This window comes from Chitinophaga niabensis (genome assembly GCF_900129465.1).
Classification (GTDB): Bacteria; Bacteroidota; Bacteroidia; order Chitinophagales; family Chitinophagaceae; genus Chitinophaga; species Chitinophaga niabensis.
On record NZ_FSRA01000001.1, the window covers coordinates 72,873 to 88,736 of the forward strand.

11 protein-coding genes are annotated in these 15,864 nt (G+C 46.3%); 5 read left to right on the top strand and 6 right to left on the bottom strand.

The window, feature by feature from the left end; all coding sequences use genetic code 11:
* The first annotated feature begins 83 nt into the window (after window positions 1-83).
* Complete coding sequence (locus BUR42_RS00300) at window positions 84-1,226, top strand: methionine aminotransferase (RefSeq protein WP_074237126.1); 1,143 nt, start codon at window positions 84-86, stop codon at window positions 1,224-1,226.
* A gap of 29 nt (window positions 1,227-1,255) precedes the next feature.
* Window positions 1,256-2,044, top strand: a complete 789-nt coding sequence (locus BUR42_RS00305) for a DUF5995 family protein (RefSeq protein WP_074237127.1) — start codon at window positions 1,256-1,258, stop codon at window positions 2,042-2,044.
* Here the strand turns inward: BUR42_RS00305 and BUR42_RS00310 are convergent, their stop codons facing one another.
* The 5 genes from BUR42_RS00310 to BUR42_RS00330 all read right to left on the bottom strand — a co-directional run bounded on the left by BUR42_RS00310 (window position 2,045) and on the right by BUR42_RS00330 (window position 9,577).
* Entirely contained in the window at window positions 2,045-4,000 is a 1,956-nt protein-coding gene (locus BUR42_RS00310) for a gamma-glutamyltransferase family protein (protein WP_074237129.1), read from the bottom strand.
* Window positions 4,001-4,223: 223 nt separating this feature from the next.
* A complete protein-coding gene (locus BUR42_RS00315) occupies window positions 4,224-5,756 on the bottom strand; it encodes a T9SS type A sorting domain-containing protein (protein ID WP_084185234.1) in 1,533 nt (510 codons plus the stop codon).
* Window positions 5,753-6,931 carry a hypothetical protein gene (locus BUR42_RS00320; RefSeq protein ID WP_074237133.1) on the bottom strand — a complete coding sequence of 393 codons (1,179 nt, stop codon included), beginning with the start codon at window positions 6,929-6,931 and terminating at the stop codon, window positions 5,753-5,755. The genes BUR42_RS00315 and BUR42_RS00320 overlap by 4 nt, the downstream gene beginning before the upstream one ends.
* 73 nt (window positions 6,932-7,004) lie before the next feature.
* Window positions 7,005-8,366 (bottom strand): autotransporter outer membrane beta-barrel domain-containing protein, encoded by a 1,362-nt coding sequence (locus BUR42_RS00325; protein ID WP_074237134.1) that lies wholly within the window; start codon window positions 8,364-8,366, stop codon window positions 7,005-7,007.
* 341 nt (window positions 8,367-8,707) lie between these two features.
* Window positions 8,708-9,577 (bottom strand): acyl-CoA desaturase, encoded by an 870-nt coding sequence (locus BUR42_RS00330; protein ID WP_074237136.1) that lies wholly within the window; start codon window positions 9,575-9,577, stop codon window positions 8,708-8,710.
* A gap of 382 nt (window positions 9,578-9,959) precedes the next feature.
* Between BUR42_RS00330 and BUR42_RS00335 the strand changes: the two genes are divergently transcribed.
* The 3 genes from BUR42_RS00335 to BUR42_RS00345 are packed head-to-tail and all read left to right on the top strand — an operon-like array spanning window position 9,960 to window position 15,543.
* Window positions 9,960-13,079 carry a SusC/RagA family TonB-linked outer membrane protein gene (locus tag BUR42_RS00335; protein WP_074237138.1) on the top strand — a complete coding sequence of 1,040 codons (3,120 nt, stop codon included), beginning with the start codon at window positions 9,960-9,962 and terminating at the stop codon, window positions 13,077-13,079.
* Window positions 13,080-13,090: 11 nt separating this feature from the next.
* Complete coding sequence (locus tag BUR42_RS00340; protein ID WP_074237140.1) at window positions 13,091-14,572, top strand: RagB/SusD family nutrient uptake outer membrane protein; 1,482 nt, start codon at window positions 13,091-13,093, stop codon at window positions 14,570-14,572.
* Window positions 14,569-15,543 (top strand): TlpA disulfide reductase family protein, encoded by a 975-nt coding sequence (locus tag BUR42_RS00345; protein ID WP_074237141.1) that lies wholly within the window; start codon window positions 14,569-14,571, stop codon window positions 15,541-15,543. The genes BUR42_RS00340 and BUR42_RS00345 overlap by 4 nt, the downstream gene beginning before the upstream one ends.
* 67 nt (window positions 15,544-15,610) lie before the next feature.
* On the opposite strand, the gene BUR42_RS00350 is transcribed toward BUR42_RS00345, so the two are convergent.
* On the bottom strand, window positions 15,611-15,811 hold the full coding sequence (locus BUR42_RS00350) for a hypothetical protein (protein WP_074237143.1): 201 nt from the start codon (window positions 15,809-15,811) through the stop codon (window positions 15,611-15,613).
* Window positions 15,812-15,864 lie beyond the last annotated feature (53 nt).

The window sequence follows — 15,864 nt, forward strand, 5'->3', positions numbered from 1 at the left end:
TAAAGGCCGTCTCATTTTTGGGATGGCCCTTTATTTTTATTGTTATTTTAGCAGAAGATTTTGACTAAAATAAACAATATACCTTGCAGATTTCTTCAAAACTTCCAAATACCGGCACCACCATCTTCAGTGTAATGAGTGCCCTGGCAAACGAGTATAAAGCAGTCAACCTGGGTCAGGGGTTCCCGGACTATCCCATGAATGAAGCCCTGGTGGCAAAAGTGAATGAAGCCATGCAGGCAGGGTTTAACCAGTACGCCCCCATGCAGGGCTATCTTCCTTTGCGTGAAGTATTGGCAGAAAAGGTACATTTCCTCTACGGCACCACTATTAACCCGGATACCCAGATCACCATTACCCCCGGCGGTACTTATGGCATCTATACTTCACTTACCACCGTATTGCAACCCGGTGATGAAGTGATCATCTTTGAACCGGCATATGACAGCTATGTGCCCAATGTACTGGTGAATGGTGCCATACCCATACTGATAGAACTGAAATTCCCTGATTATAAAATAGATTGGGAAGAGGTACGCAGAAAGATAACGCCCCGCACAAAGTTCATTATGCTGAACACCCCGCATAACCCTACAGGCGCTGTATTGGGTGAAAGTGATGTTCGGCAGTTAAGGTCCATTGTGGAAGGCACGAATATATTTATACTCAGCGATGAGGTATATGAACACCTCATCTACGATAATATCCCCCACCAAAGCATACTCCGCTATCCGGACCTGCTGGAGCGTAGTTTTGTGACTTTCTCTTTCGGGAAGTTATATCATTGCACCGGCTGGAAGATGGGCTATTGCATCAGTTCACCTGCCTTAATGCAGGAGTTCAGAAAAGTGCATCAGTATAACTGTTTCTCCTGTCATACCCCTTCGCAGGTGGCACTGGCAGGGTTTCTGAAAGACAAAGACTCCTATTTGCAGTTAAGCGGTTTTATGCAGGCCAAACGTGATTATTTTCACCGGCTGATGTCCGGCACCCGTTTTTCTCCAATGCCGAGTTACGGCAGTTATTTCCAGTGTTACCAATATGACAGGATCAGTGAAGAAGGGGATGCGGATTTCGCAGTGCGCATCACAAAAGAATTTGGTGTAGCCACGGTGCCTGTATCTGCATTCTATCAATCAGGCAGGGATCATAAAGTGATCAGGTTCTGTTTTGCGAAGAAGGAGGAAACATTGGAAATGGCTGTAGAGCGCCTGGTTAAAGTATAGTTTTCATTCACCCCAAAAGCACCAATTAAATGGCAGCTAATACTATTGATGAAGTCATCCTTCAACTGGAACAGTTAATTGAAGAATGCATTGATACGAACAGCCGCATCGGTTTTTTCGCTTCCCTTTATTACAAAGTAACGGTAAGAGTGAAGGAAGGGATCCTCAATAATGAATTTGAGGATGGCGCGCGTATGGAAAGACTGGATGTTTTTTTTGCCAACCGCTACCTGGAAGCAGTACAGCAATGGAAGGCAAAAAAGCCTACCTCCGGCCCATGGGCATCTGCATTCAGTGGTACAAAGAAACCCACCGTGATACTCCTGCAGCAATTGCTGCTGGGCATGAACGCACATATCAATTATGATCTGGGCATAGCGGCCGTGGATGCAGCAGCAGGGCAGGATATACAGTCTTTGCATAAAGACTTCATCAGTATCAATACCATCATCGGCTCTCTCACCTTTGAGGTAACGAATGCCATCAGCCGGATCTCTCCTTTGTTATCGCTGGTGGGTATGCATGCCAATAACGGAGAATCCATCCTTATTCAGTTCAGTATTTCCAATGCACGGGATGGGGCATGGAGTTTTGCAGAGGAGTTGGCTGGTAAAACAGGAGAGGAGAGAGCAGCATGTTTGGCCGCCAGGGACCAGAGCATCACAAAGTTGGCTGATGCCCTGAAAAGCCCTAAAGGTTTTGTGAAGATCACCACCTTTATCATTTTCCTCTTTGAATGGAAAAGCCCCCGCAAGATCATACGGGTCTTATATGATTATAAGAAGAAGTTCTTTCATTATAATAAGAAAGCGGCATAACTACCAGCCTATGCCATAATCTTCCCCATGATTACTGCTGCCTCCCCAGAGACTGCCATGTACCCTGTCGAAGAAGATGGCATTGATGGGGCCGCTGCTCCGTGCTACAAAATTGAGCTTATACCCCATGTTCTGTAAAGCTGTTCTTGTTGTTTCCGGCGTATTGGTATTGAGCAGAATGCTGCCCGGTTTTGGCTGTCGTTCTTTGATGGTCATACCACCCAGGGAGAGCCATAACTGATTGCTGTTGATATTTGCTGCTTCCGTAGCCTGCTGAACCGTCATACCAAACTCTACCATGTTCAGGAAGAACTGTAAAAGATTTTGGTCCTGTGTATCGCCGCCTTGTACCGCGAAGGAGAGGAAAGGTTTTCCATCCTTCAATGCCATGGAAGGCGTTAGGGTAACACGGGGTCTTTTGCCTGGTGCCAATACGTTAAAAGGGCTTAAGGCAGAATCCAGAACAAAGCTCTGCAAACGCTGGCTCATGCCAACACCTGTGCGTCCTGCAATGCAGGCCGGCATCCATCCGCCGCTGGGTGTAATGGATACTACCCATCCCTCTTCGTCTGCTGCTTCCACACTGGTAGTGCCGCGCCACAAACGGTCCATGTAGAGACTGTCTGCCTGTTGCTGATAGGCCATTTCATCATTGGCACTGCTGCGATGCAAATGTTCTGCTACAGCATCATGTTTTGGTACAAAACCATCCGGCTTTTTATTCCCTGTAGAATCAGTGAAGGAAGCTCTTTCCGGCAGCAGGTACAACACAGGATTCTTTTTGCCCTCAAAAGGATAGGGATCCCCTGGTTGCGCATCCGGATTGTTTTTAGCAGGGTCGATGAGCTTAGCCCTTTCTTTTGCATAGGCTTTACTCAGTAATCCTTTGATAGGCGGCTTCTTCAGTGAAAAATTAGGATCACCATAATAGAAATCCCTGTCCGCGAAGGTCAGGTTCATGGTTTGGTAAAGGGTATGAATATAGGCCGGTGAATTATAGCCCATGCCTTTCAGATCAAAGTTCTCCAGGATATTCAGGCTTTGCAGTAACATGGGGCCCTGCGTCCACTCCTGTAACTTATATACTTCAATGCCTTTGTAATTTACATGCAGTGGTTCCTCTTCAATGGGTTTCCATTTAGCGAGGTCTTCCATGGTGATCAGCCCTCCCTGTTCTTTACTGCCTCTTACAAATTCAATGGCGATATCTCCTTTGTAGAAACGATCGTAAGCAGCCATGATCGCTTCTTTACGGCTCTTTTTTTGCTTCAGTGCATTTTGTTCTGCCTCCACCATTTTAGTGAGTGTGGCCAAGAGGTCCTTTTGCACAAAGATCTCTCCTGCATCAGGGGCTAACCTTTCCCTTTCCGGATGCGTAAAGAAAACTTTTTTACTGTAAGGCCATTCCTGGATATATTTCCTTTCACGTTGTATACTGTTGGCTGTTTGTGCTTCTATGGGATAACCTGCTGCCAGTTCCATGGCAGGTGCCAGTACTTCTTTCAGGCTCAGTGTTCCATACTGCGCCAGCATATAACAAAGCCCGCCGGGTGTACCTGGTGTGGTAGCTGCCAAGGGGCCATATTCCGGAGGAAAACTATATCCTTTCTTTTTAAAGAATTCAACGGTAGCGCCTGTTGGTGCAACACCCATGGCATTGATCGCAATTACCTTCCCGGTTTTAGGATGATAGATGAGCGCCTGTGTTTCCCCTCCCCAGCTCAGTACATCCCACATGGTACAGGTTGCAGCCAGCATGGCGCATGCAGCATCTACTGCATTGCCTCCTTTCTGAAAGATCATAGCACCAGCCGTGGCAGCAAGTGGTTTGCCGGTAACGGCCATCCAGTGTTTACCGTGTAATGGTGGTTTCTGGGTTTGGGTTTGCGTCTGTTGGGCATTACTGGCTAAAAAAGCAGGTAAAAGAACCAGGATAAGCAGGAAGCAGCGGTACATGTCAATTTAGATAATGATTGGTACTAAATTAAGAAAATACCAGCCGATTATCAGTAAATTTTAAAAGCCTTCAATTCCCGCAGTCCTGTTGATCCTTCCAGGGAAGAGGTACCCGTTTGGGTAGTTGGTTTACAGGAATTGGCTGTAACCATTTTCAGGAGTAGGGAACGCAGTGGCAAACCGACTCAGGTTCATGTTAGTAAATATTAGATGAACAGGCAAATTATTTCAATATCACCACCTTGCTCTTGTGGATGATCATTCCCGTTTCCTTATGGAAGATCACCAGGTAATAGGTAGCAGCGGGTAATCCGGTAACATCTACATTCAGCTCCTGGTCTATATCATATTGATATAGTACCTGCCCCCAGGTATTGGTGAGCTGCATGCCCTGTTTGCTGAGATATCCATTCACCCTTACCTTGAACCTGCCATGGTTTGGATTGGGGAAAACCTGCACATCGCGTTGCGGTGGCACCGGCCTGATCTCTGAGTACACAATGGACCCATCTCTCAGCATTGCTTTAATACGGTAATAGCTCCATCCCCGGAAATCATTGAGATCGATCGTGTTGTAGTCCAATGCCCGTAATTCAATATTGCCAATACCTTTGGATGGCATTTCGCCCACCTTTTTGAAAGTGGTTTCATTCTCCAGTCTTCTTTCAATTTCAAAACGAAGGTTGTTCACTTCATACCAGGTAGTCCATAACAAGCCTACAGAAGAAGGATTGAGCCGGTCTGCCGCAAAACGGAGGAACATTAATTTTGTTCCTTCCAGGTTTTTGCGTGTAGCCTTGGCAAAGAATTCGCTGGCACCGGCATTTAATTGCACTGCATGTTTTGTAGCTGCCTGCTGCATAGTGGCGGTACTGAGATCACCGGTGGAAGTAGTGGTGAGCTGTTGTTCCCATGCATTGTTAACAAAATGGTTCACGAAACTGTTTGCACGGTTAGCCATATATATGGCAGATTCTGTGGCATTCATATGTTGAAAGGATAGGGAAAGAGGACTACTGTTCCTCCCGCTGATCCTGCCTATATTCCATGTTTTATAAATAAAGGTATCCGGCATGGCATTACCGGAAACGGCGTATTGATATACATTATCAAACACCCTTGCGCGGAAGGTTTCTACCCCCTGGTTTTGCAGGGCGGCAGGCGCATAATTGTTTTCATCCGTACCTATCGGGAAAGTAAGCGTATCGCCGCGGAGGTAAAGATATCCGCCTGCAATGTCTGTTCCGGTTACCACAAACCGCCGGTCGCTGTAACCGGTAATATTTCCGGCTGAAAGGTTCCAGCCATTTAAAAAGAAATGTCCATTCTGAAAATGAAGTGTATTGCGTATGCTGGCATCTTCCAGGTCTCCCAGTTCAACACCTGCTGCGTTATCTATCACCAGGTTAGGAAAGCTGCTGCCTGTATTGCCCGCAACATTATAACCTCCATACAATGTTTGCCGGCCGGTATTTGCTGCAAAGCGGAACATACCGCCTGTACCGGTAAAGCCGCCTGCGCTTTCATCTGTTAACACGGCCCCTGCACCATTCGTCCATTGCTTTCCCAGGAAATAAAGATTGGAACCGGGAATGGATCCCAGCAATCCATCATTGCGTGTATTCTGCCAGAACGTTACCGGCAGCACACCTGATATAGCCACCTTGCCTCCGGCGGGGATATAGATCCCCTGCTGGGCGAGGCTGCTTTGCAGGCAGCAGCAGATAAAAAACATAACAGACAGAATGTACCTCATAAAGCAGTCGTGGAGTTTACAAGGATGATCCAGCGGGTGCCGATTGATTGTACTTTTAATACGGCATTGGCGTTATAGGTGATGGGGCTGCCTCTCAAAGCATCACCACTACCTATGGCTACTACAACGTTGCCACTGCCACCTGTATATTCTCTTACAATAGTGTATTCTCTGCCTATGCAGGTAGAAGCTAAAGGAAGTGTGACAGTCATATTTCCGCTACCGCTGGCCCGGCGGAAAACCACCACATTGTGTGTTTCGTTCAATGTAACATTACCAGGGGTAAGAACGGTTACGTTGGTGGCAAACGAACCGCCTGCATGTAACGTGCTGGTAGGAGCATTGGTACCCACTCCTAAGCGGTCATTGGGATTATCCCAGAATAATTTATCTGCCTGCTGTTTTACTTCTGTATTGGAGTCGAATGATTTTTCTGCAAATAGCAACCCGCCCTGGACGAAATTAAGGTCCCCGTTCATCGTCACTACTTTGTACCAGATATTACCGTCTTTGTGTGTTACGGGAGCGTTGTTGCCCACCCATTCTTTAACAGCCAGAGTACTCTTATCAAAATAAAGCTGCGTAGTATATCCTGCTCCTCTGAATGCCAGCACGTTCCAGGAGTATGCATCTGTACCCAGCGGCCCGCTCAGAACAGTGCCTGTACCCGGACTGGCCCAGATCTTCATCCTGGCGTCATCATCAGGGGTATCAGCATTATAGGCATTATTATCAGGCAATGTAGCATAGGTAACCCCGAGACCATTATCCATGGTAGGTTCCCAGAGATTGGTAACACCGTTCCATTTTAATACATCTCCCGTAGCAGGTGCTGTATTTGCGATATTGCGGTTCTGGATCTTATTGGCATTCCAGATATTGTTGGTGTAATCACCTACCTTTTCCCATACGCCGTTGCGTTTATTATACATGATCTGTTCCCCGGCGTCTGTAACGTAAACCAGCATGCCATTATCAGCATTAAATAATTTACCGCCAGATAAGATCTGTGATTTCAATACACGTGGTAAGAGTAATCCCTGGTTGGTGCTATTCAGTTCCAGCACCGCGTCTTTTTTCACAACAGAGGGATTGTCACCTAATTTCAATTGCTGGGCAGCAGCGGGAAGGGATAGTAATAACAGGCCACAACTCAGGGCTGTAAGGAATTTCATAGTGAGAATGTTAGATCAAAAGGAATAAATAAACAAGGGGGTTGGCCAAAGGAGTTTGGCCAACCCCTGTTAATTATTTTCTGATGATATACCAGTTAGTTCCGTCTGATTGAATAGTAATAAATGTCCAGTCGTTGTAGATAACAAAGTTAGCGCCGCCTTCGATCAAAGCAGTGCCGGCAGGTGTTACCGTTACATCATGATCGATACCACCGGTGCCTATTTTTTTGATCGTGTACATCCGGCCAACGGCTGCCGCTGGTAAATTGATGACCAGGGAAGAAGCCGTAGCATTTGCCAGGATGGTATTGTCTTTATCATTCAGGGTATAACCTGAAGTGGCAACAGTTTTAATGGCCATGGCAACAGAACCGTCTACGTTCAGGGTAGAGTTACCGGTAGTTGTATTACCTACAGTTACATTCGCGGCAAAGTTCTTATCACCGCCAAAAGCCTGGGTGGCAGTAGATACACCTCCCGGGTTGGTGGCATCTGCAGCATGCAGGATGATCTCGTTATTGTCTGTTCCACCAATACTTAAACCTTTTGCATCAGCAGTGGTAGAGAATACACCTGCTACCATTTGTTTCTGTGCATCCTGCAGTTTTTCCCAGTCAGCCAGGGAGAGCAAACCGCGGGTGATACCCGTACCTGCTGTCGGGATATTGACGGTATGCTCACCGGTAGCGGCATTAGTGGCAATATTGAGGTCAGTACCACCGGAGCCTGCTACCAATGTTTGCGCAGCTATGGAAGATCCGTTAAAGCTGGATACAACAGTGTTAAAGGCTGCGGCAGACATGGTTCTGCGGTTCACTGCACCGGTTGCCTGATCTATCACCAGTACTTCTACCAATGTGGTGCTGGCAGCTACGTTGTGAAGGTTCACATTGTTGGCAATATCCAGGCTGTTAGCTGTAACGGAACCGCTTACTTTGGTATTACCGGTTACATCCAGTTTTTCAGTAGGCGCTGTATTACCAATACCTACCCTGCCGTCTGCAGCTACACGCATAGCCTCTACGTTATTTGTTTTCACAATAACGGCAGCGGAGTTGGTGGACCCGATGAAATCAGTAGCTTCGTTCACTGCGTTACCAGCGCGATTCCAGTTCAGGGCAGATTCATCCAGGGTAGCGAGCTTTACCCAGGTGCCGTTTTTACGCAGGTATAATACCTGGTTCTGTTTGGCGGCATCTTCCACTACCACCACCATACCATCAGGCGCCGTATTCAACGGAACGGCCGTTAGCATGGCAGGTTGTACGCGCGGAAGTAAGAGACCCTGACGGTCACTTTCCAATTCCAATACAGATGCTTTGTTGATTGAGTAGGGTTTGTCACCCACTTTCATTTGTGCATTAGCTTTAGATGCCACAATGAAAAGGCCGGCCGCGAAAGTTACGCGCGCGGCAATACGTAGAAAACTATTCATAGGAACAGAATAAGGGATAAATAGGATAAATAAAGAAACGAAAATGTATGTCTTAACTGAATTGTTCACCCATGCGGGAAGGCTGCCAACCTCCTAAATGCTTAAGAACCAAGTGATCTCTTACAGAATACAAATATAGAAAAATATAATATATTAAGAATGCTACTTATGTGTTATTTCTTGAGAAGAAGATATAAAAAGAAAAGTCCCAGCCCGTGTTTGCAAGGAAACTTACGGCTGGGACCAGGAATATTTAAAAGCAATATTTACAATATCAATTTGTGTCTGGTAAGTTTAGAGAACTGCAAGGGATAAATTATTCCACATGAAGATAGAAAACCCTATGCTACTTTATTGTTGTCTTTTACTTTCTGTGGTACACCCCGAATGTCCCAAACTATACCAAATAATCCCAGCATACGGAGAATGTAATAAGTGATGTCGATCTCCCACCAATAGAAGCCCTGCCGCGTTGCGCTCTGGTAATAGTGGTGGTTATTATGCCATCCTTCGCCAAGTGTTATCAGGGCCAGGATCAGGTTGTTTTTGGATTCATCGCCCGTTTTGTAGCGCGGTTTGCCGATCTTATGCATCAGGGAGTTAATGGTAAAAGTACCATGGAATAATAAGATGGTACTCAGGAAGAAACCGATGAACAAAGTAGAGAGACCAGCCTGCCAGTCGAACCAACCTGCGCCATTTACTTTATTACCAACAAAATATACCAGGGCAGCCAGGATCACCGGCGGTACCCAATGGTATTTATTCAGCCAGAACAATTCTTTTTCCTTTACATCCTTGATGAGGTCGAAACGGGTAGGTTTATGTTCAGGTCCCATGATCCAGCCGATGTGCGCATACCAGAATCCATAGATCTTAGCAGAATGCGGATCTTCAGGCGTATCACTGTGCTTATGGTGAATGCGGTGATTGGCTGCCCACCAGATAGCACCCTTCTGAAAGCTCGATTGTGCGCCAAATGCCAGGATGAACTGGAAGAATCGCGAAGTCTTATACGATCGGTGAGAAAAATACCGGTGATAACCACCCGTTACAAAAAACATGCGTACCACATACAATACAGCACATAGGATCCAGTCGAATGCCGTTACATGCGTAAAAAAGGCCAGCAGGGGAACGAGGTGAATACCAATGAAATCCATTTCGTGCAGCCAGTTTATTCTTTCTCTTTTTGCCAGGTTAGTAGTCATAACCCAAAAGTATAACCCTATTTTTAATTGACCAATGATTTAAGTCAATGTAAAAGCTGCTAAAGTTCTTGCTGGAGAACGAATTAGGCGTTTTTTAACATTAAGTTAACGATTGCAGCACAGGATAAAGTCCGTTTATCACTTTTAAACGCACTTTAAAACATAAGTCTACAAAATTCATAGACTAACTTGGTTATATTGTTAAACGTCTATACATTTGCATCGTAAACAAGGTGTATTCCCCGGCATAGGGGGATGTGCATCAACTATGCTGTACCGGAATGAGCCAACCACTCTTCCTCTTCTTTCTTTCATAATACATACAGGAAAAATTTGCGGTCAGCAAACCGCCAGGAAATCTATTGCCTAAAAAGAATCTAAAATGAGAACATTTACATGCTTAATGACATTGCTGTTTGCATTGCAATGGGCACATGCGCAGGATAGACGTGTTCAGGGAACTGTCCGCTCCGGCGACAATGTTGCACTCCCCGGCGCCAGCGTTCGCCTGAAAGGCACACAAACCGGAACTGTAACGGATGCTTCCGGCCGTTTTTCCATACAGGTACCCGGTAAAGGAGCTGTATTAATATTCAGCTACACCGGTTTCCAGACCCAGGAAGCCCCGGTATCTGATACCTCAGTAAATATCACACTGTCCGGTGCAGCTACACTCAACGAAGTGTTAGTGGTAGCATATGGTACCGCTAATAAAATATCTTATACAGGATCCGCTTCTACGGTGAGCGCGAAAGACCTGGAACGGCAGCAGGTATCCAGTATCAGCAGGGCTTTGCAGGGTACGGTACCCGGTGTGCAATCTGTTTCTTCCGCAGGGCAGCCTGGCAGTAATGCCACAATCCGCATCCGGGGGATCGGTTCTATCAATGCATCGAGCGACCCTTTATATGTGGTGGATGGCGTGCCTTTCTCCGGAAATATCAATTCTATTAACCCGGCCGATATTCAATCTATCAGTGTGTTGAAAGATGCAGCCGCCAGTGCATTGTATGGTTCACGTGGTGCAAACGGTGTGATCATCATAGCTACCAAACAGGGCCGCCTCAATTCCAAACCCGTAGTAACGCTGAGTGCCAGCACAGGATATTCCAAACGTGCGGTGAAAGACTATGAAAAACTGGATGCGAAAGAATATTTCGAATTACAGTGGGAGGCATTGCGTAATAAACAACTGGACCTTGGCAGAACTGCTGCAGTAGCGGCACAGTATGCTACAGATAACGTAGTGAGCAGCTTAAAGATTAACCCTTTCGGCTCTCAATATCCTAATCCCATTGGTACAGACGGTAAATTAGTAGCCGGTGCAAAACCTTTCTGGACAGACGATTGGGGAGAATCTACCCAGCGTACCGGGATCCGCCAACAGATAGATCTGAATGTAAGCGGCGGCAGTGAGCAAAGTAAATATTTTGTATCTGCAGGTTACCTGAATGATGATGGGTTTATCATCGGATCAGGTTATACGCGTTACAATGGCCGTGTGAATTACACAACCAAAGTGAACAGCTGGTTTGAAACCGGTGTGAATGTTGCTATCAGTTCGGCCAAACAGGATGCACCACCACAAAGCGACAGCGACCAGGGCAACCTTGCTAACTTCGGCAGGATCGTAGCTAATATCTATCCTATCTACGAAAGGAACCCTGATGGTACGTTGAAGCTGGACCAGAACGGCAATAAAGTATATGATTTCGGTAACTACCGCCCCAGTGCTGCAGCTACCGGTAACAACCTGCTCGGTTCTTCTTTGTTGAACAAATACCTGAGCCGTTTGGATAACCTTACTTTCCGTGGTTATATCCAGATCAATGTGCTCAGGGACCTGAAACTGAAGAGCAGCATCAATGCTGATTACAACAATACGCTTACGCATAACTACACCAATCCTGTATTCGGTGGAGGTATAAGTACCCGCGGTTCTGTCAGCAAAGGAGAGACACGTTTTCTGGCTTACACGGTGAACAATATCCTGGATTATACTTTTGCTTTCCGGCAACATCATTTTAATGTACTGGCAGGGCAGGAGGTATACATCCTGAATACATCTTCTCTCTCAGGCAGCAAAAGTAATTTCGGCTTCCTGGGTAAAGATGAACCTAACGCAGCTTCTTTGCTGACTGGTTTCAGCGGTAGTTCCGATAACTACAAGCTGGCCAGCTACCTCGCCAAAGTAGATTATGATTTCGCAGATAAATATTTCCTCTCCGGTAGTTTCCGCCGGGATGGTTCTTCCCGTTTCCACCCGGATTCCCGCTGGGGTAACTTCTGGTCTGTAGGTGCATCCTGGAATGTAACAAAGGAAGAATTCTTCCATGCACCTTCCTGGCTGGATGTACTGAAACTCCGTGCCAGTTACGGTGCGCAGGGTAATGATAACTTAGGAGGTTATTATCAGTACCAGGACCTGTATTCCATTTATAACAGTCTGGGTGAAGCAGGTGTGATCACTTCCCGCCTTCCAACACCGGGCCTTAAATGGGAAACCAACCTGAACTTTAATGCCGGCGTGGATGTGGCATTCCTGAAGAACAGGATCATTCTCTCTGCCGAATATTTTGATCGTAGTTCAAAGGACCTGTTATATCAAAGGCCGCTTGCACCATCACTGGGTTTCCCGGCCATTGACGATAACATCGGTTCACTTACCAATAAAGGATGGGACCTGCAATTGCAAACCACACCTGTGTTAACGAAGGATTTCAAATGGGATGTGGGTGTGAACCTCAGTCATTTCAACAATGAGATCACTTCCCTGCCTGCAAAGGAAATTGTACCGGCTAATACTTCTGTAATAGGCCCCACCAAAAAACTTACCGTAGGCGGTTCTGTATACGACTTCTTTATCCGCGAATGGGCGGGTGTTGATCAGGCAACAGGTTTGCCTTTATGGTATAAGAACACTTACGAAACATTGCCTAACGGAGAAAAGAGAGTTACGGGCCGCACTACTACCAGTGTATATGCACAGGCAGACCAGTATATTGTTGGTACTTCCTTACCTGACCTCACCGGAGGAGTGAACACCGTGCTGAACTACAGGGGCATTGAACTGAGCGCACTGCTGGCCTTCAGCATCGGTGGTAAAATACTGGATTACGACGAGGTGATGTTATCTCATAATGGTAACAGCGCAGGCCGTACCTGGAGCAAAGAAATACTGGACCGCTGGACGCCTGATAATAAGAACACCAATGTTCCCCGCCTCACTACGGATGCAACCAGCTGGAACAGTGCTTCCACCCGTTTCCTGTACGATGCTACCTATGCAAGGCTCCGGAACATTGGATTAAGTTATGCTTTACCCGCTAACTGGACCTCCCGTTTACGTTTGCAGCAGATCAGGGTATATACACGCGGAGAGAACCTGGTTACTTTTTATAAACACAAAGGGCTGGACCCTGAGCAGGCCTTGGATGGTGTAACCTTCTACCGCTACCCTGCACAGAAAACTATCTCCTTCGGTTTTGATGTTTCATTCTAAAAGACAGTACGATGAAAAGAGTTTATATATTACTTACAGGAGCTGTGATATTACTGGCCGCTTGTGGTAAATCATTCTTCGAAACTTCTCCTTCCGGCAGTTTAACCGGTAAAGAGTTGTATGCATCTACCAAGAACATAGACGCATTGGTGAACGGCACCATCCGTTACATCATGGAGAGTTCCACCTCTCAGGATAACCCCGGTTATTCTGCTATCATCCTTTCACAGGAAGCAATGGGCGGAGATGCCGTATTACGCGATGGTGTATATGGTTTCCTGGCCACCTACGGTTTCCTGGATCCTTCTGATAATACTACCCGCCGTGCGCTTTTCTTCTGGACCTTCCAGTATAAAGTGATCGACAACTGCAATAACATCATTGCTAATGTGGATGCGGCTTCCGGTACAGACAGTGAGAAAAAGTTCCTCAAAGGCCAGGCGCTTGCACTGCGTGCTTTCACTTATCTGAACCTGGTACGTCAATACCAGTTCACTTATGCGAAAGACAAAAATGCGAAAGGTGTGCCTTTATACACCACTCCTACCAATCCTGATTCCAAACCACAGCCAAGAGCTACGGTAGGTGCCATCTACGACCAGGTGATCGCAGACCTGAGAGAAGCAGATGGATTGCTGCAGGGCTTTAACCGCACCGTAAAGAACCGCCCTAATCAACAGGTGGTAAGAGGTTTGCTGGCACGTGCCTTCCTCACACAGGAGAACTGGGATTCTGCTGCGGTACGTGCAAAACAAGCCAGAACAGGTTTCCCTGTCATGGAGCCGATAGAATACCTCAAAGGGTTTAGTGATGTAAGTAATGTGGAATGGATCTGGGGCCATCCGCAGGCTACCGATCAGAACCTGGGGGGCGCATCTTATTTCGGTTATATTGATGTAACGCCGCCAACGGGTTACAGAAGTGTAATGGCAGACCCTCACTTCAGAGAACTCTTCACAGATGGTGATATCCGTAAAACATTGTTCAAACCCGTAGCTGATACTACGGACCCGCTGTTAGGATGGCTGAAGTATACCAAGTTCGTGAACAAAACAGATCAGTCCGGGCACATTGTATTAATGCGTTCCGCTGAAATGGTATTGATAGAAGCGGAAAGTAAAGCCCGGCTCAATAACATTGGCGGTGCTTTTGATGCACTCAATGAATTAAGGGTGAAAAGAAGTTTGCCCGCCCTGCTGAATGGCTCACTTACACAACCACAATTAATAGAAGAGGTCCTGAAAGAAAGAAGAAGGGAATTGTGGGGTGAAGGATTTGCACTGCCTGATATCCTGCGTTTGCAACGTACGCTGGTGCGTATACCTTCTACAGAAATACTCAGGGTGCCAAGGGCAGACGGCACGTTCAGGGATGTTCCTTTAAAAGGGCATCATCAGCTGAAGTTCCCGGATAAAACAGACTTTGTTCCGAACAGTCAGTATTATCTCTTCTCCATTCCCATTAATGAAATAAACGCTAATCCAAATCTATGATACGTTCTCTTTTAAGCATCGTATTGCTCTCCGGCACTTTATCTGCCAACGCGCAGAACTTTGCCATCACGGGTACCGTAAAAGGTGTGAGTTCAGGAAAGGTTTATCTGCAGCGCTTTACGAATAAAATGTTCTTTACCATAGATTCCAGTAATATCACGGATGGTAAGTTCCATTTTGCAAAGAAGCCCAAACTGCCTGAACTGTACGGCATCACGCTGAATCCTTCAGCCAGCCCCTTATTTATCTTTTTAGAAGATAAAAAGATAGAGGTAGAACTGGATTCAGCGGTCTACTACAGCAAGTCTGTGGTAAAGGGCTCTGATGCGCAGGACCTGTTCACCACATACAGGAACAGCCGGAATGTAAAAGTGGATGAATTCATTAAAGCGAATCCATCTTCCATTGTAGCCGCTTATGTACTGTACCGAGATTACTCTTACCGTTTAACACCGGATGAGATTGATAATAATGTAAAACTGTTAAGCCCTTCATTGCAAAAGACACAATATGTGAACGTGCTGAGGGAACTTTCCCCCACTTTGCGTAAAGTAGGCATCGGTGAAGTAGCACCAGAATTTACATTGGCAGATACAGATGGCAAACCGGTGAAGTTTTCCGGCCATTCAGGTAAATACCTGCTGCTGGATTTCTGGGCAGGATGGTGCGGCCCTTGCAGAAGGGAGAATCCCAACCTGGTAAGAGTATACGAAAAGTACAAAGGAAAAGGCTTTGATATTTTTGCAGTGTCGCTGGACAAGCAGAAGGAACAATGGGTAAAAGCGATAGCAGATGATAAGCTCACCTGGACGCATGTTTCAGATCTCAAATTCTGGGACAGTGCGCCCGCCAGGTTATACGGTGTAAGGGCTATTCCTTCCAACGTATTGATCGGCCCGGATGGGAAGATCCTGGCGCGGAACCTGAGAGGGAAGGAATTAGAAGAAAAACTGGCAACGCTGTTACAATAGAAAAAAGAAAGGGGCTGTATCAAAATGATACAGCCCCTTTCTTATATGTTGACTGATGCGAAATTTTTTAAGCCAGTTGCTCCTGCACCATATGATTAGCTCTTCTGCCAGCCTTTCTTGCCTGCTTATCCATTTTACGGTATGCGTTCCTTGCCGCATCCTTAATATCATTGAGTGCGGACTCTGCACGGCTGCGATTCTTCATTAACCAGAATGCACCTGCTACGGCTGTTCCTACTATGGAAGCTGCGATGATTATCTTCTTCATGACTCTTTGATTTGGTTCATGTATAGTAAAACAATGGTCGTGCCAAAAAAGGC